22 protein-coding genes are annotated in these 25,245 nt (G+C 31.9%); 14 read left to right on the top strand and 8 right to left on the bottom strand.

Going from position 1 to position 25,245, the window contains the following annotated elements; translation table 11 throughout:
* Positions 1–263 precede the first annotated feature (263 nt).
* Genes Q4Q47_RS10115 through Q4Q47_RS10125 form a run of 3 tightly spaced genes read left to right on the top strand, consistent with a single transcriptional unit; the run spans position 264 to position 2,868 of the window.
* Positions 264–1,265: an outer membrane beta-barrel protein gene (locus Q4Q47_RS10115; protein ID WP_303306538.1), complete on the top strand. Its 1,002-nt coding sequence runs from the start codon at positions 264–266 to the stop codon at positions 1,263–1,265.
* 21 nt (positions 1,266–1,286) lie between these two features.
* Positions 1,287–1,625, top strand: a complete 339-nt coding sequence (locus Q4Q47_RS10120) for a P-II family nitrogen regulator (RefSeq protein WP_303306539.1) — start codon at positions 1,287–1,289, stop codon at positions 1,623–1,625.
* 25 nt (positions 1,626–1,650) lie between these two features.
* Positions 1,651–2,868: an ammonium transporter gene (locus Q4Q47_RS10125; RefSeq protein ID WP_303306540.1), complete on the top strand. Its 1,218-nt coding sequence runs from the start codon at positions 1,651–1,653 to the stop codon at positions 2,866–2,868.
* Positions 2,869–3,028: 160 nt separating this feature from the next.
* On the opposite strand, the gene Q4Q47_RS10130 is transcribed toward Q4Q47_RS10125, so the two are convergent.
* Complete coding sequence (locus Q4Q47_RS10130; protein ID WP_303306541.1) at positions 3,029–3,664, bottom strand: hypothetical protein; 636 nt, start codon at positions 3,662–3,664, stop codon at positions 3,029–3,031.
* A gap of 539 nt (positions 3,665–4,203) precedes the next feature.
* The gene (locus tag Q4Q47_RS10135) at positions 4,204–6,792 is read right to left on the bottom strand and encodes a phosphoenolpyruvate carboxylase (protein ID WP_303306542.1); all 2,589 of its coding nucleotides are present in this window, start codon (positions 6,790–6,792) and stop codon (positions 4,204–4,206) included.
* A gap of 359 nt (positions 6,793–7,151) precedes the next feature.
* Between Q4Q47_RS10135 and Q4Q47_RS10140 the strand changes: the two genes are divergently transcribed.
* The 3 genes from Q4Q47_RS10140 to nadB all read left to right on the top strand — a co-directional run bounded on the left by Q4Q47_RS10140 (position 7,152) and on the right by nadB (position 11,774).
* Complete coding sequence (locus Q4Q47_RS10140; RefSeq protein ID WP_303306543.1) at positions 7,152–8,960, top strand: hypothetical protein; 1,809 nt, start codon at positions 7,152–7,154, stop codon at positions 8,958–8,960.
* A 324-nt stretch (positions 8,961–9,284) separates the two neighbouring features.
* Positions 9,285–10,211, top strand: coding sequence for a quinolinate synthase NadA (gene nadA, locus Q4Q47_RS10145; protein ID WP_303306544.1), 927 nt, complete (start codon positions 9,285–9,287; stop codon positions 10,209–10,211).
* Between the two features lie 3 nt (positions 10,212–10,214).
* The gene (nadB, locus tag Q4Q47_RS10150; RefSeq protein WP_303306545.1) at positions 10,215–11,774 is read left to right on the top strand and encodes an L-aspartate oxidase; all 1,560 of its coding nucleotides are present in this window, start codon (positions 10,215–10,217) and stop codon (positions 11,772–11,774) included.
* A 153-nt stretch (positions 11,775–11,927) separates the two neighbouring features.
* Here nadB and Q4Q47_RS10155 read toward each other — a convergent pair whose 3' ends face one another.
* Positions 11,928–12,260 (bottom strand): single-stranded DNA-binding protein, encoded by a 333-nt coding sequence (locus Q4Q47_RS10155; protein WP_303306546.1) that lies wholly within the window; start codon positions 12,258–12,260, stop codon positions 11,928–11,930.
* A gap of 229 nt (positions 12,261–12,489) precedes the next feature.
* Positions 12,490–12,921, bottom strand: a complete 432-nt coding sequence (locus tag Q4Q47_RS10160) for a hypothetical protein (protein ID WP_303306547.1) — start codon at positions 12,919–12,921, stop codon at positions 12,490–12,492.
* Positions 12,922–13,242: 321 nt separating this feature from the next.
* Here Q4Q47_RS10160 and Q4Q47_RS10165 point away from each other — a divergent pair, with 321 nt between their 5' ends.
* The 7 genes from Q4Q47_RS10165 (at position 13,243) to Q4Q47_RS10195 (ending at position 17,823) form a co-directional block, all read left to right on the top strand.
* Positions 13,243–13,410, top strand: a complete 168-nt coding sequence (locus Q4Q47_RS10165; protein WP_303306548.1) for a hypothetical protein — start codon at positions 13,243–13,245, stop codon at positions 13,408–13,410.
* 569 nt (positions 13,411–13,979) lie between these two features.
* Positions 13,980–15,137: a serine hydrolase domain-containing protein gene (locus Q4Q47_RS10170; RefSeq protein WP_303306549.1), complete on the top strand. Its 1,158-nt coding sequence runs from the start codon at positions 13,980–13,982 to the stop codon at positions 15,135–15,137.
* Positions 15,127–15,651 (top strand): DinB family protein, encoded by a 525-nt coding sequence (locus Q4Q47_RS10175; protein ID WP_303306550.1) that lies wholly within the window; start codon positions 15,127–15,129, stop codon positions 15,649–15,651. Before Q4Q47_RS10170 ends, Q4Q47_RS10175 begins: the two co-directional genes overlap by 11 nt.
* Positions 15,652–15,658: 7 nt before the next feature.
* Complete coding sequence (locus Q4Q47_RS10180; protein WP_303306551.1) at positions 15,659–16,168, top strand: DinB family protein; 510 nt, start codon at positions 15,659–15,661, stop codon at positions 16,166–16,168.
* Positions 16,169–16,182: 14 nt separating this feature from the next.
* Entirely contained in the window at positions 16,183–16,713 is a 531-nt protein-coding gene (locus Q4Q47_RS10185; RefSeq protein WP_303306552.1) for a GNAT family N-acetyltransferase, read from the top strand.
* A 2-nt stretch (positions 16,714–16,715) separates the two neighbouring features.
* A complete protein-coding gene (locus Q4Q47_RS10190) occupies positions 16,716–17,066 on the top strand; it encodes a hypothetical protein (RefSeq protein WP_303306553.1) in 351 nt (116 codons plus the stop codon).
* 49 nt (positions 17,067–17,115) lie between these two features.
* The gene (locus tag Q4Q47_RS10195) at positions 17,116–17,823 is read left to right on the top strand and encodes a hypothetical protein (protein ID WP_303306554.1); all 708 of its coding nucleotides are present in this window, start codon (positions 17,116–17,118) and stop codon (positions 17,821–17,823) included.
* A gap of 27 nt (positions 17,824–17,850) precedes the next feature.
* On the opposite strand, the gene Q4Q47_RS10200 is transcribed toward Q4Q47_RS10195, so the two are convergent.
* Positions 17,851–18,327, bottom strand: coding sequence for a CBS domain-containing protein (locus Q4Q47_RS10200; RefSeq protein ID WP_303306555.1), 477 nt, complete (start codon positions 18,325–18,327; stop codon positions 17,851–17,853).
* A 234-nt stretch (positions 18,328–18,561) separates the two neighbouring features.
* Here Q4Q47_RS10200 and Q4Q47_RS10205 point away from each other — a divergent pair, with 234 nt between their 5' ends.
* On the top strand, positions 18,562–19,275 hold the full coding sequence (locus Q4Q47_RS10205; RefSeq protein WP_303306556.1) for a tetratricopeptide repeat protein: 714 nt from the start codon (positions 18,562–18,564) through the stop codon (positions 19,273–19,275).
* Between the two features lie 71 nt (positions 19,276–19,346).
* On the opposite strand, the gene Q4Q47_RS10210 is transcribed toward Q4Q47_RS10205, so the two are convergent.
* From Q4Q47_RS10210 to Q4Q47_RS10220, 3 genes are all read right to left on the bottom strand, one after another.
* Positions 19,347–21,386: a hypothetical protein gene (locus Q4Q47_RS10210; RefSeq protein WP_303306557.1), complete on the bottom strand. Its 2,040-nt coding sequence runs from the start codon at positions 21,384–21,386 to the stop codon at positions 19,347–19,349.
* 269 nt (positions 21,387–21,655) lie between these two features.
* Positions 21,656–24,400, bottom strand: a complete 2,745-nt coding sequence (locus tag Q4Q47_RS10215) for a TonB-dependent receptor (RefSeq protein ID WP_303306558.1) — start codon at positions 24,398–24,400, stop codon at positions 21,656–21,658.
* Between the two features lie 437 nt (positions 24,401–24,837).
* Positions 24,838–25,224 (bottom strand): carboxypeptidase-like regulatory domain-containing protein, encoded by a 387-nt coding sequence (locus Q4Q47_RS10220; RefSeq protein WP_303306559.1) that lies wholly within the window; start codon positions 25,222–25,224, stop codon positions 24,838–24,840.
* Positions 25,225–25,245 lie beyond the last annotated feature (21 nt).

Genomic DNA, 25,245 nt, shown 5'->3' on the forward strand with positions numbered 1-25,245 from the left:
GCTAACAAAAAATCAGATTAATGAGAATAACATCATTAAAGTTAGAGAAACACTGACAATCATTCAAATGTGAGAGTTGTTAAAAATTTAAAAATCATCATTATAAACATGATACCTATAAAAAATAGGGGTAAAAAATACAATATTGATAAAAATACAATTTGAACCCCTATTTTTTATAGGGTATATATGTTTTTTATATAGTTTCGCCTTGTTAATTAGAAAATAAACACTAAAAATTAATGACTAAAACGAAAATGATTATGAAAAAATTAATGACGCTTTCAATGCTTTTTATGGTTACGGTTTTATTTGGACAAGAAGAAGCTTCTGAGAAGAAAGTATCTATAAGCGGGACCGTTGATGCTTATTACAAAACAAATTTAACATCGACAGATGAAGCTATATTTGGAAATAATGCAGACGAATTTCAGTCTTTTGGAACTTCTTTTGCAGATGAGACTGGTTTTGCATTAGGTATGGCAAATATTATTGCCAGTTATAAAAACGAAAAAACAGGGTTTGTTGCAGATGTGGCTTTCGGACCTAGAGCAGATGCTGCTACTGGTGGATTTAATTTAAATCAATTGTTTGCATATTGGAATGTATCCGAAGGAACCACATTGACTTTAGGTAGATTTAATACGTATTTAGGATACGAGGTGATCTCACCTGCAGCAAATTTTAACTACAGCACGTCTTATTTATTCTCTAACGGGCCATTTTCTCATGTAGGTTTAAAAGCAGATTTTGCATTATCAGACGATTTTAGCCTCATGTTGGCTGTTATGAATGCAACAGATGTTAATAGTAATACTACAGGAGACTACGCTTTAGGGGCTCAATTAGGGTATGCAGGTCAGTTTTTAAATTTCTATTATGACTCTGGTGTCGTTCTTGGGTTTGAAATTGATTACACAGGTGGGTTTGATTTATCTGATGATTTCTTCTTAGGTATTAATGGTGCCTATGCAGATAATGACGGAAATGGATTTTATGGTGCTGCTTTATATCCACAATTGGCAACCTCTGATGATTTCTCAATTGGCTTAAGAGGGGAATATTTTAACTGGATGATTGATGGTGCAACAGACGAGCCAAATGTATTCGCCCTTACTCTAACGGGGAGTTATACACTAGAAAACTTAATAATAAAACCTGAATTACGCTTAGATAGTAATTCTGAAGACGTTTATTTTAATTCAGATTTAGAGCCAACAAAAAGCTTAGCTGCTTTTACATTGGCTGCTATATATTCTTTCTAACAAAAACAAAATAATACAATCATGAAGAAAATAGAAGCAATTATTAGAAAATCAAAATATCGTGTTGTTAAAGAAGCGTTACACGATGTTGGCGTAAACTTTTTCTCTTACTGGGATGTTACTGGTTTAGGAAATGAAAAAGAAGGGCACGTATACAGAGGGGTGTCATATAGTACAAGTGATATTCAACGAAGACATTTATCCATTGTTGTAAATGATGATTTTGAAGAAGTAACTATTCAGGCAATTCTTAATTCAGCCGGAACAGGTGAAGTGGGAGACGGAAAAATATTTGTATCAGATATTAAAGAATGTTACAGAATAAGAACAGGGGATAAAGGTGGAGACACTTTAAAATAATAATCATCATTTAAAAAATTATATTATGGAATTATTTACAGCAAATAATGTATGGATGATGATCTGTACAGCACTGGTTTTCTTTATGCACACGGGTTTTGCATTTTTAGAAATAGGATTGACCAGACAAAAAAACACAATCAATATTTTATTCAAAAACATTTTTATTATTACAGTTGGTCTTCTATTATACTATTTAATTGGGTTTAATTTAATGTATCCGGGAGAGTTTAATGGATACATAGGATCATTAGTTCCTGGTATTTCGCCACCTGAGAATGGGATGACTCCAGAATATGCAGATGGAGGCTATACATGGTGGACAGACTTTTTATTTCAAGGGATGTTTGCTGCAACTGCTGCAACTATCGTTTCTGGTGCTGTCGCTGAGCGTATGAAAATTGGACCATTTATGATCTTCACAGTAATATATGTAGGTTTGGTTTATCCAATTGCAGGATCATGGAAATGGGGTGGTGGATTCTTAGATGAATTAGGGTTTTATGATTTCGCTGGTTCTACTTTGGTACATTCTGTAGGAGGATGGGCTGCTTTAGTCGCAGTTTGGTTATTGGGTTCTAGAATCGGTAAATTTAAAGATGGTAAACCACAAGCGATTCCAGGGCATAATATTCCTTTAGCAACTGCGGGTGTTTTAGTGCTTTGGTTAGGATGGTTTGGATTTAATGGTGGTTCTGTCCTTTCTGCAGACCCGGAATTAACGTCTTTAACATTAGTGACTACATGTTTAGCTGCCGCTGCAGGTGGTGTTGTTGCTGCTTTAGTGTCATTTTTAAGATATAAGAATTTAGATTTAACCATGTTCTTAAATGGTATTTTAGGAGGTTTAGTAGGTATTACTGCTGGAGCAGATGTCATGACTCCTGAGAGTGCTATTTTAATTGGCGCTGTTGCAGGTGCTCTAATTGTTTTTGCAGTAAGCTGTATTGATAGATTAAGGCTAGATGATCCCGTTGGAGCGATCGCTGTACACTTAATTTGTGGCGTTTGGGGTACGCTTGCTGTTGGTCTGTTTTCAACCAACCCTGAGCATACTTTTGTTGCTCAATTAATTGGTGTGGTTTGTTATGCCGTATTTTGTTTGGTAACATCGTTCCTTATTATATTTACGCTTAAGAAAACGGTTGGCATTAGAGTCTCTGAAAGAGAAGAGTTAGAAGGCTTAGATAACCATGAACATGGTATGAGTGCTTACTCCGATTTTAGAATGAATGAGCATTAAATAAATTTAATTTAGTTAATATTATTAAGGGCGTCTTATGTAAATATAAGAGGCCCTTTTTTATTGCCATTATCAAAGAAAATATGGTTTGCAGTTTCTTTGTTGATTAATTGTTTAAATAACCTCGTTCAGGTAATTGCCTGTGTCAGGCTTAATCATTTTAGTTCAATATTCCTTTATATTGTATCTGATCATAGAAAAATTCTTGGTTGATTTTTTTAACGTACAAAGAGTCCATTGGATTGTTGTCCAAAATGATTAAATTCAGTTCTTCAAATTTTTGTATTTTATCCTTATACTGATGTATTTCTGTTAATTCATTATTCGATAAATCGAGTATTCTAAGATTAGTCATATCCCATATAATATTAGGAATGTTTTCTAATCCATTTCCATCGAAACTAATTGTTTTATAATTTTTTAAATGATCTTTACCTATTCTTGAGATTTTTTGTTGTTCAATTTTTAGAGTTGTGTGAAGTATTGAATTATCACTATGTTGTGTTATTTGAATATTATCAGTTTTGATATAAGTTTTTTCTTTATTGGATAAATGTCTTGATTCTCGAGTAGATTCCAAATAAAAAAGCCCTATTCCAAAAATTAAAATAATAGTACCCATTATTCCAGAAAAAATACGTGAGCCTTTTGAACCAAAGAGATTTCTAATAATTTTGGCTGTAATCTTTCTAGGAACATAATTTGGGTTCCATTTTTTGAATACATAAAATAAAATCCAAAGCCCTATTCCAGTAAAAATGATAGAGATAATGTAAATGACATAAGTAGGTTCCATTTTTTCGTTTTGTTTTATTAAGTTTAGCGTTTAACAATGTTTAGTGCGGGAGCAGAAAACCATAGATTTTCGGGAAGACACTTAGCAAAAGTTTATATTTTGTTTTTCCTAAAATACTAAATTAAAATCTTTAGCGACAAACTAAAAAGATAATAATTTTTCAATTAATCCGTAACCCGCATTATTATATAGGTGTTGTTAGGCAATGTTAAATATCAGTGGTTATGTTTTTTAAATTCAATAATTTTTTTAATAATTCTAATTCTGTTTTATCTAGTGTATGTAATAAAGTTTTTATCAATTAGCTTTCCTTTTTCATTGACTACACTAGCATAATATGTTCGATCATTTAAAATCTCCGCTCGGGTATAGTATGCTCGCCACCACTAGGATATCCTAGTGGTGGTAAGATCAAGTTGTAAATCTATTTTAGGATTAAGTATAAATATGTAAACTTTTTTTGGGACTAGACATGAAATAAACAAGCCTTCAATAATGATTATCGAAGGCTTGTTTGTGTTTGATATTTCTAATAGTTTTTAAGCCGAATTTCTACTAGCATTAATATTACCAAATAAAGAACGTGTTACTAGCTTCTCGAAGATTTTTATTTGCTCCTCGTCCTTTACGTCTGCTTTTTCTAATTCTTGAATCTTTTTAAGCGCATACTGTTGGATAGTTAATAACGGTAAAACAATGGATTCTCTAACTTCAATAGAAGCTTTTCCAGAAGGTTCGTTTTCCATTAATTTCTCATAGCCTGTAAGTTTTAAAAGAAGTCTTTTGGTAGAGATATATTCATCGTGGATGATATTCCAAAATTTACCAAATTCAGGGTCTCTGGACATATATTTAGTTAAATTGAAAAACGATTTTGATAAAGACATCATACTGTTTTCTAATAAGGTCTTGAAGAATTTCGAATTATTATAAAGTTGCTCTACTTTATCAAATTGGCCATCGTCTTCATACTTTTTTAGGGCCGTACCAACACCAAAGAAACCAGGAACATTCTGTTTTAATTGACTCCATGAACCTACAAACGGAATAGCTCTTAGGTCTGAAAACACTAACTCGCTGGAATTAGATCGTTTCGATGGCCTACTACCAATATTGGTTTTAGCATAATACTTTAAAGTACTCATTCTTTCCAAATAAGGAATAAACATAGGGTGTCCTTTAAAGTCTTTATAGGTTTGATAGCTTATTTCAGCTAAATCGTTCATAACAAGCTTGTCGTCAGGAGACATGGCAGATTTATTCTCATCCAAACGGTTAGAAACCCCAGAACTAATTAGCTGTTCTAGGTTATATTGCGAAGACTCTAAAGTTCCAAAATTAGAACTAATGGTTTGTCCTTGAATGGTCAATTGTACTTCTTTGTCTTCAATGGTTGGGCCAAGAGATGAGTAAAATTGATGTGTTTTACCACCGCCTCTTGCTGGTGGACCACCTCGACCGTCAAAAAATATGGCAGTAATATCATATTTTCTAGACATTTCCGTTAACAACTCTTTTGCTTTGAAAATTCCCCAGTTTGCCATTAAATAGCCACCGTCTTTAGTGCCGTCCGAAAATCCTAGCATGATGGTTTGCTTGTTGCCTCTACTTTTTAAATGCTCCATGTATGCAGGGTTGGTATACAATTGCTCCATAACGCTAGGGGCATTTTCTAAATCAGTAATAGTTTCAAAAAGTGGAACAACATCAACCGTTAGGTTATCTTTGAATGTAACCAGTTTAAGCATGGCAAAAAGTTGCATGACATTTAAAGCAGTTTGGTTGTTACTTATAATATATCTGTTGGCACCTCGCTCACCATTAGTTTCTTGAATACTTTTAATGGCTTCAATGGTTTTTAAAGTGTTAGAAACCATTTCATCTTTAAAAACACTGATATCGATAGAAGTGTTTGAAGCCTCAGATAATATTTTAATTTGTTCTGTTTCAGATAAATCATGATAATTTTTAGGGAATGAACTACTTCCTGTTTCAATTAAATGATCTATGACTGTTGTGAAAACGGTATGATGAATTCTACTATCCTGTCTAATATCCAGAGTAGCAAAATAATAACCAAAAAGACGCACTCTATTTATTAAGTTGTTTACTTCTCCTACGTATAAAGATTGATGTTCCTTTACAATGAGATTTCTAATGCTTAATAATTCTAAGATGAGCTCTTTAGATGTAATTGTCTCTTTTGCATTTAAATCAACACTATAATTATATAGTATAGTTTCTAATCTTATAATACGTTCTTCTACACCCCTAAAGGTGAGTTTGCGTCTTAATTTTTTAAGATCAGAATAGTATTTCTTTAAGATAGCTTGTTTTAATTTGTCGGCAACTTTTAAAGTAGTGTCTGGTTTTACAAACGGATTTCCATCACGATCACCTCCGGGCCAAAAGCCAATATTTATAATTTCGTTATGTTTTTTACCATCATCATAAATATTTTGCTGAATGTAATTGTAAATTTCACCAAACGATTGATAGAATACATTCTCTAAGTACCAAATTAAACTTTTTGCCTCGTCATAAGGTGTTGGTTTTTTGTGTTTAAAGAAAGGGGTTTTTCCTAATTGACCAAATAAATTATTTATATCTGACAGATTATTTTCTTTAATAGCTTCAGTTAAATCTGTGATGATTCCTAAAACAGAGCCGGGATAGAACTGTGTAGGATGTGCTGTTAAAACAATACGTACTTTAAATTCTTCAAGATAGTTTTTTAATGCTTCTAATCTGTTCTCTGAACTAGCGGTCTCTTTAAGATTTCTTAAAGTACCAATACCTTCCATATTATTAACTATAGGGAATGCAGCATCTTCAATAGCATCAAATAATACCACTTGTCTTTCTATATATTGAATAAAACGAAACAGTAAGTTTATTTGACTTTCTTTAGAGCGTCTGCCTTGGTATTTTTTAAAGAATGTATCAACAATAGTTGTAGGGTCTTCCCCCCATTCAAAACCTTTTTCACAGGTTTCATGAAATAAAGGAAGCAGGATTCCTGTTTTTGTAATGGTATCAAATGGCAATGTCATAAATATACTGTTGTATATTTGATATTTAGACAGTACACTTTGTTTAAATCGTGTTAATTTAGGCTCTACCGACATAATTTCGTTCTATTGAAAATTAACTGTAAAAGTAGTGAAGCTTTAACTAAAGCGCGAAGACTAGATTAAGATTTATTGATTTTTTTAGTTTGATGAATTCTAATTATGAATAATTAAAAAAAACAGGGGCTATCCTAGTTTCTTTACAATTCGTTTCGTATTCCTGTTGCGGATATTGTTTTGTAGTCGATGCAAATTTAGAACCCGTGAGATGTTTGCTGTACAGTATTTTTGTAAGAGGTATCAATGAAAATGTGTGACTTTTGGGCTTTTTTAAGGGGCTCAAAAATTTAAAGTATGATATATGTCATGTTCTATACCTATTAGACATAATATATTTGCCGATTAACATGATAAGTATGAAAAAAGCACATTCGTTTCACATTCCTGTAATGGGTATTGGTTTTACAATTGACACACCATTAAAAGTGGCACAATACGGGATGGATTCTGTGATTTCTTTAGTTGATGATATTCTATTAGAGAAATTAAGAAAAATGTATAGTGAAAAATTTGAGGTTCCTTACAAGGAAATTACAGATAAAATAGATGATTTTAGAGCAAAAAGGATCACGTCTTATTTAAATTTAATAAATGATCTAGCTGATAGAAAATTTGAATTATTAAAGAATATAACTGCTGAAAAAAGTGATGAGCTTCGCGCTTATATTAACATGCTGCCAGATAGTTCTAAAATAAAGGATGAATTTAAAAAGTTAACCTCAAAAGAGTTTAATTTTTTAGAGATTAAAAAGTGGGCAACTAATAATTTATCTATGGGAGCCGTTGATGTTAATATCATGACCAAAGTTGATAAAGACAACTATGTTAAGGGTGAAAAGTTATCTATTGAATATAACGATGCGCATGCAGCTTTAAGAGGTTTTGTGAATAGCAAGTTGAACTCTTCCGTGGTGCTTTCCGCAGGAATGAACCCCAGATTGTATAGCTATATGGGGCAGTTTGATGATTTTTACCCTTCAGATGAAGGCATCTTTAAAAAGAGAATCATTTTAAAAGTAAGTGATTATAAATCGGCATTAATTCAAGGTAAATTTTTAGCAAAAAAAGGGTTATGGGTTTCAGAATATAGGATTGAGTCTGGGCTAAATTGTGGCGGTCATGCTTTTGCTACCAACGGGTATCTATTAGGGCCTGTTTTAGCCGAATTTAAAGAAAAACGGGAAGAGTTAAGAAGCTCCATTCAAGACCTGTTAAATCAAGAATTAATAAATCAAGGTCGGTCAGTTTCTGAAACACCATTAACTTTAAAAATTTCTGCACAAGGAGGTGTCGGAACTCAAGAAGAACATGAGTTTCTATTAAACCAATACCAATTAGATTCCGTCGGTTGGGGAACTCCTTTTTTGTTAGTCCCGGAAGCAACTACTGTAGATGAAAAAACGTTAGATAAGTTAACTAAAGCTAAAGAGGCCGATTTGTACTTAAGTGATATTTCGCCATTAGGGATTCCATTTAATAACCTTAGAGACAATACTAAAGACATTGAAAAGGAGGGAAATATTAATAAAGGAAGGCCAGGCAGTGCTTGCCCTAAGAAGTTTGTGGCTTTAAATAAAGAATTTAAAGAAAAAGGGATTTGTACCGCTTCTAGAGAATATCAATATTTAAAAATCAAAGAGTTAGACGAACAAGGGTTGCCATTAGAAGAATATCAAGCTAAGTTTAATAAAATAATTGAGAAATCTTGTACCTGTGTGGGCTTGGGTACTTCTGCATTATTGGCATACAATTTAGATACAAAAGTAGAAGGAAAAGGGGTGTCTATTTGCCCTGGTCCTAATATGGCATATTATTCAAATATTATGAGTTTAAAGAATATTACAGACCATATTTATGGAAGAGATAATATGGTTTCTAGGCATGATAGACCCAATTTCTTTATTAAAGAATTACATATTTATATAGATTATTTAAAGAATAAATTAGACGAAGCAAGAAAGTCAATAACAAAAAAAGAAGAAAAATACTTGCTGACTTTTACAAACAATATGAAAGAAGGGGTTTCTTATTATAAAACGATGTTTTGTGAATTAAAAAATACTTTTGAAGATATTAAAGACGTTGTTCTAAATGAATTAGATAAAAGTGAAAGAACTTTAAGTTTAATTAAAGTTGAAATTGAAAGTTTATCAATTAAAAGCTAATACCTTATAAAAAATTAAGATGAGTTCTATAGAATGAAATTCTATTTTCATGAAACATCCATAACTAAAAGTTTGATACCCAAAGACAATGGTTATATGGATGCTACATGTGACGAATAAAAATCAATAGATATGAACTCATGAAATATTAAAGTGTTTATTTGAGTTAGATTCCTTTATCTCATGATTTTTTTGAAGATGCTTAATTTCTTCACAATTTTTAATGCAATGTGATTTTGAATACAGTTTTAATTAAGATATTTGCATAAATAATGATATTATCGAAACATTAGTTTGTTGTGTAATGTTGTGAAGATTAATAAAATGGATTTAGTAAAAGAAATAAAACGCCTTAAAAAAGAAAAGAATGCTGTCATTCTAGCGCATTATTATCAAGTTCCAGAAATACAGGATATAGCAGATTATGTAGGAGATAGTTTGGGCTTATCACAAAAAGCAGCCGAAACAGATGCAGATGTTATTGTATTTGCAGGGGTACATTTTATGGCAGAAACTGCTAAAATATTAAATCCTTCGAAAACGGTTGTATTGCCCGATTTAAATGCAGGATGTTCTCTGGCAGATTCTTGTCCGCCAGATAGTTTCGAAAAATTTACCAAACAACATCCAGATCATATTGTCATTACTTATGTAAACTGTTCGGCAGAAATTAAGGCTTTAAGTGATATTGTATGTACTTCTTCAAATGCCTTAAAGATTGTTGAATCAGTACCAAAAGACACGCCTATTATTTTTGCTCCAGATAAGAATCTTGGAAAATATGTTATTAAAGAAACGGGAAGAGATATGTTACTTTGGGACGGTAGTTGTATTGTGCATGAAGCCTTTTCTATGGATAAATTAATTGAATTGCATAAAAAATATCCAGATTATAAAATTATAGCACATCCAGAATCTGAGGAGCATATTTTAGATACCGCAACCTATGTTGGATCTACCTCAGGCATGATAAATTATGTAAAAGAGCATCAAGAACAGAAATTCATTGTTGCTACGGAAGCAGGTATTTTGCATAAAATGCAACAGGAAATGCCAAATACAGAACTGGTTCCAGCACCCGCTGTAGAAGATAATACCTGTGCTTGTAGTGAGTGTCATTTTATGAAAATGAATACCATGCAAAAATTGTATGATTGTTTATTAAACGAATCACCACAAATTGAAGTACCCGAACCAATTAGAAAAAAAGCCTTGTTACCTATTGAGCGTATGTTAGAACTATCTAAATAAAAAATGATTACTACAGATTATTTGGTTATTGGTTCTGGAATAGCAGGCTTAACGTTTTCGGTTAAAATTGCGGAGAAATTCCCGGATAGAAAGATTATTGTTGTTACAAAAGCTAACGAAGACGAATCCAATACTAAATATGCTCAAGGCGGTGTTGCCGTGGTTTTAAATAAAGAACAAGATTCCTTTAAAAAACATATTAAAGATACCTTAATTGCCGGTGATGGTTTGTGTAATGAAGACGTCGTTAAACTGGTTATTGAAGAAGGACCAAAACGACTGAAAGAACTATTGCTTTGGGGGGCAAATTTTGATGTTAATGCCAGCGGAAAATTTGATTTAGGAAAAGAAGGCGGGCATTCGGAGTATCGAGTAGTTCATCATAAAGATATTACGGGTTACGAGATAGAACGTGCACTATTAGAACGCGCACATCAATTATCAAATATCACTATATTACCCCATCATTTTGCAATAGATTTAGTTACTAATCACCATATAGAAAGCTATAAATCCGAAACCTTATCGTGTTTTGGGGCTTATATATTTAACCAAAATACAGGAGATATTTTTACGATAAAAGCAAACAGTACACTGCTCGCTTCTGGAGGTATAGGTTGCGTATATGGACATACAACAAATCCGGTTATTGCAACGGGCGATGGTATTGCCATGGCTTACAGAGCCAAAGCACGGATTAAAGATATGGAGTTTGTTCAGTTTCATCCAACGGCTTTGTATGAAGAAAAAGGAGAATCTTCATTTTTAATTTCAGAGGCTGTTAGAGGTTTTGGAGCACATCTTCGCAATAAAAAAGGTCATCGTTTTATGCCTGATTATGATGACCGTGCCGAATTAGCTTCCAGAGATATTGTGTCCCAGAGTATAGACAGCGAATTAAAAAAATCTGGAGAGCCTCATGTGTATTTAGACTGTACACATTTAGATATAGAAGCCTTTAAAAACCATTTTCCTAATATTTATAAAAAGTGTTTAGAGCATCATATAGATATTGAAACCGATTGGATTCCTGTCATTCCCGCATCTCATTATTTGTGCGGAGGTATTAAAGTTAATAAAAAAGGAAAAACAACTATTAATAATTTATTTGCCTGTGGTGAGTGTACTAGAACAGGTTTGCATGGTGCTAATAGGTTGGCGTCAAATTCGTTATTAGAGGCTTTGGTGTATGCTCACAATATTTTTAAATATCATAGTAAGCATGATTATAAATTGACTGATTTAATAATCCCAGATTGGAATGATGAGGGAACAACTATTACCGAAGAGCATATTTTAATACAACATAACCTAAAGCAGTTACAGGCTTTGATGAGAGATTATGTTGGGATTGTAAGAAGTAATAAGCGCTTAAAAAGAGCTATCAAACATTTAGATTTAATTTATAATGAAGTTGAAGATCTTTATAAAGAATCTAAAATAACCACCTCGCTTTGTGAATTACGTAATATGATTAACGTGTCTCACTTAATTATTAGACAATCTTTGGATAGAAAGGAAAATAAAGGGGGGTATTATAATGTTGATAATGCTAAAAAATAAAGAAGCTGTTTAAAAAGTGTCATTCAGAATGAAATGAAGAATCTCACTATATATTGAATATTTCTTATAGTATTTTTAAGATTTTTCGACTGCGCTCAAAATGACACTAGTAGTTTTTTTATACACCTTCATTAAGATGTTTGACAATTGTTGTTATTTTCCTAACATTAACAATTCGTTACAAACAACTTCAGTGATATATCGTTTATTTCCTTCTTTATCATCATAACTACGAGACGTTAATTTGCCTTCAATAGCGATTTCTTTTCCTTTTGTTACATATTTCTCAATGATCTCTGCCGTTTTACCCCAGGCCACAATATTGTGCCATTGTGTATCTGTGATTTTTTCACCATTATTATTGGTGTAGTTTTCATTTGTGGCCATTGTAAATTTAGCTAATGTTTTTCCCGATTCTAGATTGATGATTTCTGGATCATTTCCTAAGTTACCAATCAACTGTACTTTGTTTCTAAGCGTGTTCATAATTTTAAATTTAATTGTTAAACAGTTAATACCATTGAACCTTCATTGATTCAACACTGCAAATATGAAACGGCTTCCAAATTTTATTCGGTATTTACTTATTTAAAGTCGTTTGTAAATGTTTGTAGTCGTTTGAAAACGAATAATTTTTTCTATATAAGGCATCTATCACTATTAAGGGACAAGAGAATTTAAAAATCAATTTAAGTATAAATTATAGTAAACAATACTATAAGAATAGAGTTTTAAGATTATTATTTATTATGTGTTCTAATTCTCTAGAAACCTCTGCAGCCATAGCTCTCAAATTAGGAATACATCTTTTATCTTTTGAAAACGTACTATAATTGTCTTTTAGAATTTCTATTTGTTTTAACAAATTGCTTTGAGGGTCTAATAGCTTTCTTTTTGACTCAATCTGTAGATTGATTTTTTTTATATTAAATTCTATTTCGTCCAGTTCTTGACGAAGTTTAGTACGCATAGCTTTTTCAGATTCGCAGTTCTTTTGTTTGTTTAAGATATCTTTTAGAGCTGCTACCTCACTTTGCTTTTTTATTTTATTACCTACATATTTAGTTTTAGTAACTTTTAATTCAATGATAGTGCGTTCAATGTCTGCACGGTTTTGAAGTATAGGTTCAAACCTCTTTGTTTTCATATTTTTATTTTCGATTTAGGTAAAATCTGTAGCTGTTTATATAAAAAACACGAACCGAAGTTCATCTTTTTATTCTATATAGAATCTTAAAAAACAGTTAAATTTTTAACCTCAAAAAGCATGCCGATTAAAAAACAATTATGTTAAAATGTAAAAAAAGGATGACTATAAGTACGTTTTTATCTCTACTAACCAATCTACTTCTATAGTATTAGGCTCTTGTCCCTATCTATAGTAGTTTTAGATTCATTAATTTTTCGTATTTTAGAGTCCTTCCTAATATCATGATTAATAGATTTTTAACTTTTAAAATTTCTAATTATGGAAACGCTTACAATAATTAACACTACTGAAAAGAAAGAAATCAAAAGTGGCTATGGTCATTGCCAAAAAGACGGCTGTAATTGTGGTGCATTTAGAGATGTAACTGGAACATTTCCTAAATGTGCAAATACAAATTGTAAGCATAATTTTGAAGATCATTATTAATTTAATTACATTTAATTAGCAATTTTATTGAGAAGTTGATGGCCTTTATGTGTTGTGTTTATGTAGCTTCTTTATGACTGTGTTTGTTTATTGTTTTGGTTCATCCAGTATTCCATAATCTTAAAAACAACTGTTTGTTAAAAATTATGTTAAAATAAATTCTATCACAATTAATTAGACTACTTTTGCCGGCTCATAAAAATTAGGTAAAAAATTATAGTAATGAATAATAATAAAATATCAGCAGAAAGTAAGGTTGGAATTAAAACAAGAATGTTTAAAAATTCAAGTGCCATCACTTGGAATTCGAAAAGACGTTTTAAATAATTTTAGTTTCATATTTAGAATTTTAAGCGAGCTAGTCTCGCTTTTTTTGCTTTAGTTTTTCTTCACAAAACTTACAGGACAAGTGACTGTATTTTTTAAGACTTCAAAAAAGAGTGTTTTTTACCTGTTGAAAAATCAGGATTAAGACTTCCTGTTTGTAAACGTTTGTAAACGGATATTTTTTCATATCTTGTTCTTTATATTAAGTGTCTATTACCAGATGTGTATAAACAAACCGTTTTATGAAAAAAAATATTTTTTATTTAGCCGCATTTTTGCTGTTTTTAGTTGCCTGTAAAACTCGTGTTGAGAAAAAGTTTAATAAAAGCAAAGAGGTCGTTCATGCTATTAATAAAGCGCTTGATGAAAAAAAATTACCCGGGTTAAATTATTCTATAGTATATGAAGACGGTCATATTGAGAATTATTCATTAGGATATTCAGATGTTGAGCAAAAAGAACCTTTAAGTATCAGTCATACTCTTTTTTCCGGAAGTATAGGAAAAACATATGCGGTAGCCCTGCTAATGAATCTTGTGGAATCTAACAAAATTAGCCTGCAAGATAAGTTTATGGTTTATTTCCCAGATACTGAATGGTTATCGAAGTTACCTAATATTGACGATATCACGATTGAGATGTTATTACAGCATACTAGCGGATTACCCAGATATGTGTTAAAACCGGAATTATGGAAATCACTTAATGAGAATCCTAATAAAGTATGGTCTTACAAAGATCGCTTGTCTTATGTGTTTAATGAAGCTCCTGTGCATGAAGCTGGAAAGGGTTGGGGGTATTCAGATACCAACTATATCTTACTGGGGATGCTTATTGAAAAAGTAACTTCAAAAGAATATTATCATTTAGTACAAACAAAGCTTATAACACCTAATAACCTTTCACAAACATATCCTTCTCTTTCACGGAGTATTCCTAATCTTGCTACTGGATATTCTAATATGGGAGATGCTTTTTTTGTGCCAAATAAAACGGTTAAAAACGGACAGTATTTTATAAACCCCCAACTTGAATGGACAGGTGGCGGTATGGTTTCAACGACATCAGATTTAGCGAAATGGGCCAAGTTGTATTACGAAGGCAAATTGTTTTCTCAAGAAACTTTGAACTTAATAACAACACCAAATTCTAACGGTGTAGATGTTGTAAATAAGGGATCTTATGGTATGGGTAGTTTTATTTATGAAAGTCAATTAGGTAAAGCCTATGGGCATTCTGGGTTTATGCCTGGATTCGATTCAATTTTTATTTATTATCCGGATAAAAAGATTGCAGCAGCCGTTCAGTTAAATTGTGATTATGCTACTACGGCATTAGACATGAATGATTTAATAGATGACCTAGTATTAATATCTATGACAGAAAAAAATGACATATAATTTAAAACAAGCATTAGAAATTTTAGAGCGTACACCAAATACACTTAATGCATGGCTTACAAATTTATCGGATGAATGGATTTATACTAATGAAGGTGACAATACCTGGAGTGTTTTTGATGTTGTTGGACATTTAATTCATGGAGAAAAAACAGATTGGATGATTCGAACAAGGATTATTTTAAGTGATTCAGAGAATAAAACATTTGAGTCTTTTGATAGATTTGCGCAGTTTGAAAATTCAAAAGGGAAAACATTACAACAATTATTAAAAGAATTTTCAGAATTACGTGTAGAAAACTTAAAAGCACTTAAACAGTTAGAAATTAAAGAATCCCAATTTGGTATGAAAGCTACTCATCCGGAATTGGGTGAGGTGACTTTAAAAGAATTACTGGCAACTTGGGTCACACATGATTTAGGCCATATAGCTCAAATTACTCGTGTTATGGCAAAACTATATAAAGATGAAGTCGGTCCTTGGGAAGCTTTTATTCCTATTTTAAATAAATAAAATACAGATGTCTATTAAAGAGATTATACAAGAACTAGAAAACAATCAACAGGTATTTAAAAGTCTTTTAATCTCTAAAAGAGATGAGGAATATTTATGGAAACCTGAGCCTGGAAAATGGAGTTTGTTAGAAATTGCATGTCATTTATTAGATGAAGAACGAGACGATTTTAAAGCCCGTGTAAAGCATGCACTTGAAACTCCCTTAAAAGCGTTGATACCAATTGATCCTGAGGGATGGGTTAAAGAAAGAGCATATAGTACTAAAGATTATAACCAAACACTTTTAGCCTTTTTTGAAGAACGAAAACAATCCGTAATATGGTTAAAAAGTCAGATAAATGCTAATTGGGATAGTAAATTAACACACCCTGAATTAGGAGATATGTCGGCGAAGTTATTTTTAACGAATTGGTTAGCTCATAACTATTTGCATATCAGACAAATTTTAAGGTATCATTATAATTATTTAAAACAGAAAACAAACCTTGATTTAGGATATGCAGGAAGTTGGTGAAAAATGAGATTATTATGACGTTTAATATAGAAACAGAACGATTAATTTTAAGAGAACTCAGGTTAAGTGATTTAGAAGGCATGTTCGAGTTAGATTCTGATCCCGAAGTGCATAAATACTTAGGTAATAAACCTGTAAAAACTAGAAAGGAGTCACAGAAAATTTTAGAGCGTGTTATCAATCAATATGAAGAACGCGGTATTGGCCGCTGGGCTATAATTAATAAAGACACTCAAGAGTTTATGGGATGGTCTGGACTAAAGCTTAATATAGAATATACTATGAATGGCTTTGCCGAGTTTTATGATGTAGGCTACAGAATAATAAAGCGTTTTTGGGGACAGGGTTATGCTACTGAATCTGGTAAAGCAGCAGTTGATTATGCCTTTAAAGTTTTAAAACTTCCAGAATTATATGGCATAACAGAAATGGGGAATGAAGCTTCACACAATGTGCTTTTAAAAATAGGATTAAAGTATGTCGAAGATTTTTATTATGAAGAAGAAAAACTAAAACTCCGTTGGTATAAAATTGAAAACAAATAGTTATGCAAAAACAATGTTTAGAATGTGGCGATAAAATAATTGGTAGAATAGATAAGAAATTCTGTAGCGATGGTTGTCGAAATGCTTATAATAATAAAATAAACAAAGACAGTAAAAACTTAATCCGCAATACTAATAATAGGTTGCGTAAAAATTATAGAATTTTAGAGACACTCAATCCAACACAAAAAACAAAAACATCCCGTGCCAAACTAATAGAAGCAGGTTTTGATTTTAATTATTTTACCACTATTTATACAACAAAAGCAGGCACTATTTATTACTTTGTGTATGATCAAGGCTACTTACCTTTGGAAGGGGGTTATTATGCATTGGTGAAACGAGAAGGGTGAATCTTGTAACAAATAATGAAAATAAACACTTATAGTATAAAACCACTCTATGATATTAGCTCTCAGTTTTATTGAAAGTCCTATTGCAGTTATTGTTATTTTAGGATCTATTTTAGTGTTTGCACTATACTATTTTAATAAAAAACAAGTCATATTAAGAAAGTTATCCAAAACAAGACGAAAAGCAGTAGCAAGTTTAAAGACTAACGAATTTGTTAAAGTTCATGGAAAAGCATTACATGTTGTAGCTCCTTTGGTAGCCCCTTTAAGTAAAAGAAAATGTGTTTTTTATACTATTAAATTAGAAAAAAAGGTAAGCTCAGGCAAAAGTTCTTATTGGAAGACTATTGTAGATGAAGAAAAGATGCAAGATTTTTTTCTTGAACAAAACGGAAGTTATGTCATAGTAAGGCCAGTACCATCCCCTAAAAATTATAAGAGTTATTTGGTTAAAGATGAAAAAGTGTCTTCAGGAGTATTTAATGACCCAACCCCAGAATTTAAGGAACTGCTTAAAACATATAATATTGATAGCGAAGGTTTTTTTGGATTCAATAAAACACTACGATATGAAGAGGGTATCATAGAAGTTGGTGAAAAAATAACGGTTGCAGGTATTGCAAAATGGAAAACATTAAACGAACCCATTCCAGAATATGCGTATTCAAAAATTGTGGAATTAATAAGTGACGAAAAAGAAAAGCTTATTATTACAGATCACCCAAAGGCCTTAAAAGACTCAAGGCATAGCATTTGAATGTCTTCACACTCAATTGGTATTAAATTACTTCCAGTTTTGCCCTTTTAAGGCCAGAGCTGCTTTAAGAATATCTTTTTGACTTATCTGTCCTACTAGTTTGCCATTTTCAACAATAGGAAAACGTCTTCGTTTAGAGTCGAGAAATTTATTGGCAGCATCAAAAATATTCATATTGCCATCAATGGTTTCAACATTTTTAACCATGTGCTTTTCAACGGTGGCGTCTTTGTCCATAGGCATATTATAATACCTGCTTTCACTTATTTGCTTAATACAATCACCTTCAGATATAACGCCTATTAATTCATTTTTTTCATTTATTACAGGTCCTCCTGAAATTCTATGTTTTATTATAGCATCAATGACTTGCTCGATTCCTTGATCAGATCTAAATGTAATCAAATTTGTGGTCATATAATCACTAACCTTAATTGGGGTATCGGATGTAGCAGTAGCCTTTTTTGTTTTTTTTCGTGAAGCCAGAAAACTTTTTATTCCCATAATAATTAAATTTAGTAATCTTAAATATAGTTATTTTTTTTAGATTTTCCTAAAAAGATGCTTTTCATTTTAGGGGAATTTTAATGAATAATGATACATTATAGTAGAATAATGACATCATATAATTTCTAGAAAAGGGAGTTACTTTGCTTAAACGAAAATAATTAGCATTCTTTTAAGAGATTAAATGTTAATTTTTTATAGTTTTAGCAAATTAAAATAAATATAAGAGGAATGAAAAGATTATTTGGATTGATTTTATTAGCGAGCAGCTTTATGTTAAGCGCACAAAGTAACTCAGAATTAATAAAACATTATGAAGCTTATTATAAGCAAATGAAAGCTCAAGGGGATGTACAGGGGATTATAAATGGGATGACACATTTAAATTTATTAGTGCCATCTGAAGCAAGAAAAGATACTTTAGCTTATTTATATATGACCGAAGGTAAATATATGCAAGCTCTAAATACTATCGGAATAGAAAAAAGTACTACGGATTCTGATATTGCGGTTGAGGTAAAAGCATTGTCTTTAAAATCGGTTAAACAGCCAAAATTAGCCATTGGATTTTTTGAAGAAATGTTTAAAAGAAACCCAAGCGCTTTAATTGCTTATGAATTAGCTGAACTTAATTTGCAAACTCAAAAACTGGCAGAGGCAGAAAAACATATTAATTATGGTTTGGCAAATTCTAAAGATGATATGAAGAAAGCTTTTTATGAGACTCAAACACCTTATGAGGTGTCTTTAAAAGCTGCATTTATGTATTTAAATGCACTAGCTACTTATAATAAAGACAAAAAAGCAAATATTGATGCCGCTGTTGATATTTTAGATGAAACTTTAAAAATAGCACCTGGCTTTAATTTAATTCAATTAACAAAAAATGAATTGTTAAGACAAAAGCAGATTATGCAAACGCAAGCTGCACAACCAAAAAACTAATAAAAAAGAGTATCAAAAAGAAAAGCATCCCAAATGGGATGCTTTTCTTTTTGATATATTATTTACTATTCTTACAGACCGGCGTTTTTCCAAGTCCATCCTGAAATATCTAATGCCGTCGCATCTTTACCAGAATTAAGCGTGTATTTTTTAGTTTCTCCAGATAGTAGAGTTGCATCAGCATTAGCACCTTCAATTTGTACATTAGCTAAAGCTCCACCGTCTTTCATGTCTAAATCGACATCATAACCGGTTAAATGTAAACCGGTAATGGTTCCACCTGATTGCTTTTTAAATTGTAAACCAGTACCTCCTACACTAGAAATAGCCGTGATATTTGTAAAAGTCGGATTTCCATTGTCTTTGTCTCCTTCAAAAACAGTTGAGAAACCAGTAACCGTATGAGAAATGTAAGCATTTGTTACAGATCCATTCCATCCTTCTGTCCAGTCGATAGAGTCATCATCATTGTTTTCTAAGTATAAGTTAGATGCAGAAACTGTTCCACCAAAAAACTCTACCCCATCATCAGAACCATTAATAACAGATATGTTTTCTATAACAGTTTCAGAACCAACAGCATATAACGAAAGACCATTGTATTGAGACTCAGAGTTGATTTGAGCTCCAGTTCCTTTAAGCACTAAATATGTTATAGAACCAGAGTTGTCATTGTCAGTTGTACCACCATAAACAAAACCACCTATTTCAGCCACAGCATTAACGCCAGCAGTAGTTGTAGCATGACCACAAATAGTTAAACCTCCCCAGTCTCCACCATTTGCAGCTGTAGATGCAATTACAACAGGATCAGATTCAGTTCCTTGAATATCTATTTCACCGCCTTGTAAAACTGCAATATAAACACCAGTACCACCGTCTCTGGCAGTAATTTTAGTTCCTGCAGGAATTGTTAATTTAGCGCCGCTTTGAACAATATAAGAAGAGTTTAAGATATAGTTTACAGAAGCGTCTAAAGTAACATTACCCGTAACAGCTCCTTGTAAAAGACTGCTTTCAAATGATAAATTTGTATCTACCCAATCAAAGTCTGAAGCATCTACAGTAGGAACAACAGAAGTATTTAAAGAATAAAAGTATTCTCCTGTTTCTATTTGTTTTGCAGGAAGAGCGTGAGCAACAGGAGCGTAACCATCATTAAAAACGACATTTGCAGTATCTCCACCGTCTTTCATATCTAAATCTACATCATAACCACTTAAAGAAAGGCCATCAATAGTAGCTCCAGATTGTAATTTGAATTGTAATGCAGTACCACCTACAGTAGAAATTGCTGTTATATTCGTGAATTTTGGGTTTCCATTTGTTTTATCTCCTTCAAAAACAGTTGAGAAATCAGCAATAGTATGAGATATGTAAGCATTTGTTACAGATCCATTCCACCCTTCTGTCCAATCGATAGAATCATCATCATTGTTCTCTAAGTATAAGTTTGTTGCAGAAACAGTCCCGCCAAAAAACTCAACGCCATCATCAGAACCATTTATTACTGCTACGTTATCTACTAATGTACCAGAACCAACAGCATAAAAAGAAACTCCGTTATATTGAGATTTTGTATTGATTTGTGCACCAGTACCAACAATTTGTAAGTATCTTATAATTCCAGAACTATCGGTATCATCAGTACCTCCGTAAATAAAACCACCAACTTCAGCTTGAGCATCAACACCGGCAGTAGTAGTCGCTTTTCCACACAAGGTTAAACCTCCCCAATCGCCACGATTTCCATCAACAGATGACATTACAACCGGACTTCCTGCGTTTCCATTAATGTTAATTTCTCCACCTTTTAAAACAGCGATATATACGTCGGTACCACCATTATCGGCAAGAATTTTAGTGCCAGCAGGAATACTTAATGAAGCACCATCTGCTATAATAAATTGACCTGTTAAATTATAAACAGTTGAAGCTTTAAGCGTATAGTTTTCTTCTAAAGTACCATTCATAACTCCAGCCTCTAAGTTTTCCAAAACTTTCGCTTTTGATGGCACTATTGGTGCTGGATCATCAGAGCTACAGCTGGTTAAATTAATAGCAGTAAATGCTAATGCCACAGCAATTAATTTTAAAGATAATTTTTTCATTTTTGATTTTTATTATTTTATAATAGTTATGCAAAGAAAATCGATTTATATCTCCTTTTGTTTACTAGAATATTAAACGTAGGTTACGTTTTGTTGTTAAATTAGGTGCTTTTGTTACCAAAAGGTTAACTGCATATAACCGATGTTTTGATGTTTCGTTTTTTGTTCTTTTAAATTAATTTCTACTTATGTTTTTGTAATATTTATTAAAAAGAAAGCCTCAAAGATTTCTTTGAGGCTTTAAACGATTATATGATTTAATGGTATGTTTATTTAAACGTATACTTTAAGCTCAAGCTTAATAAACTTCCTTTTTTATATGAGCTTACAACTTCGTTTGTCTCAACACTTGTGTTAATGTCTCTAATTAACTGTGTTTGTTCTATATCTGGATTAAGAAGGTTTCTTCCAATAAATTTTAATAATAAATTATCTGTTATTTTTTTACTAACAACCAAATCCATAGTAAAGAATCCTTTTTCTATAATTTCATCATTATAAAGGGTGCTACTATTAGCAAAATCTTCAGGAGACCCTAATGCAAATATTTTGTCTGATGAATAATTACCAGTTATGGTAGCAATAAACTCTTTCTCTTTTTGATTGTTGTATCCTAATGATCCATTTAAGATTAAATCTGAAGCGCCTTGTAAATCGGATTCTGTAACATTTTTATATTGAAATTCTTCTAATAAATCCTGATTAAACCACATTTTAGTTATGTTAGCATTAAAGTTAAGGATGGGGTCTTCTTCTTCGTTTTCAATTAAATTTAAACGTGTTTCCAACTCAACACCAAAAACATTAGCTTTTTTACCTGTATTCGAGAATTCAAAAATCCCGGCAGAGCCTCTGGTTAAGGCTAAGTTAATTGGGTTTTTTATTTGTTTGTAGAATGTTGTGGCAGAAACCAACTCACTTTTTTTAGGGAAAAACTCCCATTTTAAGTCAACATTAAAAACATCAGATTTTTCTAAATTAGGGTCACCTCTTGTAACACGACCCGTTGGCGAAACATACTCAAAAGGAGATAACTCTTTAAATTCCGGTAGAGTCTGAGTTAAACTTGAAGCAAAACGTAAAAAGTTTTTTTCATTTAACTCATATTTCAAATTAACACTTGGGTATATTTCGTTATACTCTTTTGCAATGGAACCAACGCGCCCAACAAAGTTAGCCACATCCCATAACACATTTATTTCATCTCTCTCATATCTTACGCCAATATTTCCAGAAAACCTTTTGTTTAAACCAAAATCTAAATTGGCAAAACCAGACATAATGGTTAAATCAGCATCATATCTATCAGGGTCACTTTCTCTTAAAATTAAACCATTGTTAAAGTTAGCTTCAGTAAAAGTGATTGAAAAATCATCTACAGATGGAACTTGAAAATCTCTAGCTCTAACACCAATAAATAAAGAGCTAAATACTCTTTCTTTTTTACGAATGTTAGCACCTATATGAAGCTTGAAGGGTTTCTTTTCATCTTCATCTAATTTCCCAAAACTTATCTCGTCTTTTAGGTAAGCATTGTATTCAGTATCTTCAATTTTTTGTTTAGATTTTCTTTGTTGAAAATCACCAACGTGAGCATATTGAACGGTATTAGCATCTAAAATATTTGCTTCGTTTCTAATCCTGTTGGGCTCTTCAGCCAATACAAAATTATAGCCACCAGCCCATTTTAATGTATTGTTTTCACTTATTTGGTGATCACCAATTATTTGATTCACGAGCAGTCTGGTTTGCTTGAAATTTTGGTCTCTTACAAAAGCGGCGTCTTCTTGAGGGTCTTGATCGAAAACATAACCCAAACCATTTCTACCTTGCTCGTAAACATTATCTGTACTTTTATTAACCGATAAACTGCTTATTTTTATTCTATTATTATTATCTAATTTGAGTCCTAAATTTACATATCCAGTAGAATTTGTATTCGTTGTAAATGACTCAACATCTGTAAATTCATTATCTAAAATATTAGATCTATAACTTCTGAAGATCCCTTCTTGATACCCAAAAGATTTTGAATGAGAACCAGAAGCAAAGATCGATAGCTCTTTTCCAAAAACCTCAAACTTATATCCACCAGATAAGGATAGGTTATAGTTTCCAGTGTTTTTTTGATTTAATGGATCCCAACTTTGTCTTGTAATTAAATCTACAAGAGCGAATTGTTTTTTATGAAAACCAAGTGTAACATCTTCAGAAGCTACGCTTCTTTTAAAATCACCATCTAATCCTAAAACATTAGTGTTATAACTTGAGCCTACACTAACAGAAAACTGCTTTTTAGAATACCCTTTTGAAGAGATATCTACATTTCCAGAAGTTTGATCAGCATAACCAGAAGTAGCATAAGTTTTGCTAATTCCAACATTTTCAATCATATTGGTTGAAAATAAATTTAGATTAATATTTTTATTATCAACGTCATCAGATGGTATGGGTAGGCCATTCATTGTAGTAGATAAATATCTGTCTCCTAAGCCTCTTATGTATATTTCTCCAGTTCCTTCACTTTGTGTAACTCCAGAAATTTTAGTTGTTGCTGTTGCGGCATTAGAAACTCCAATTTTACCTAATCTTTCCGCTCCAATACTTTCTTTAATAACAACAGCTTTCTTTTGCTCTATTAAAAGCGCTGTTTCACTCTCTCGCTTGGTGGTTGTAGTAATTACAATTTCACTTAAAGAAGCTGCACTAGCTCCCATAGGTACATTTACTTCGGTTACTTTTCCAGCAACTATTTGTATATTTATTTCCTGAGTTTCATACCCAACAAAACTAAAGATTAATGTATAAGGCCCAGGATCTAAACCTTCTAATGTATAATGGCCATCAAAATCTGAAGTTGTTCCTTTAGTAGTGCCTTTTATTATTACGTTAGCAAAAGCTAAAGGCTCATTGTTATACTCTTTGTCTGTTAGCTTTCCAACAGCAGAACCTTTACTTTGAGCATGGGAAAATGTAGCAGTAAAAACTGCCAATAGTACTAAAATTTTTTTCATTATTTCTATTAATTTCTAGCTGCAAAGAACGGTAGACTATGTAAAGACTATGTTACCTTTAGATTAAACAACAGTAACTAAAGAGTTATCTAAATGTTACCTAAAACAAGCCTGTTTTTTAATTTGTAAACAATAAGTTAACATTGGTTTTTCTTAAAAAAATGATGTTAAAGTGAAGATTGAATTTTACTAAACTCCAAATGAGTATTGTTGTATATCTATTGGGAGTAAGTCTCCGTGTGCATATATGTAACGAATAATAAAGTTTGACACGAATTACACAAATTTACACGAATCTGCGATCACATGATAATGTTGGTGCAGGTCTAAAACCCCCTGACAGGCAAGCTAATTAGTGAAAATTTGTGTAATTCGTGTCTTTTCTTTTAAAGATGTAGAGGCAGTGAGGGATAGTAAGTTAATGTTAGATCTAACTATTAATTTATTCGAGAAGCAGTTTTATTGTTTTTTTCACCCACATTAGTAATTGATGCAAGTTCAAGTAAAGATATTGTACTTGCACCTAAAGAAGCTTTGATGTATTCTGATGCTCCCGAAACAACTTTTACTTTTAATTCTTTAGTTTCATAACCTATAAAGCTACATACTAGAGTGTAGTCACCATCTTCTAAATTTTCAATAACAAATAAACCAGTTTGGTCTGTGGTCGACTTTATAGAACTTCCTTTAATAGAGACATTAGCAAAAACTAAAGGGTTGTTGTCAAACTCTTGATCCATTAATTTACCAGTTATTATACCTGTGTTTTGTGAAAAACAAAAAGAAGTAAAAATTAGTATATAAAAGGTTGTTAGCAGTTTCATAAGCTTATGTAAAATAATACG

Source organism: Flavivirga spongiicola (genome assembly GCF_030540825.1).
GTDB classification, from domain to species: Bacteria; Bacteroidota; Bacteroidia; order Flavobacteriales; family Flavobacteriaceae; genus Flavivirga; species Flavivirga spongiicola.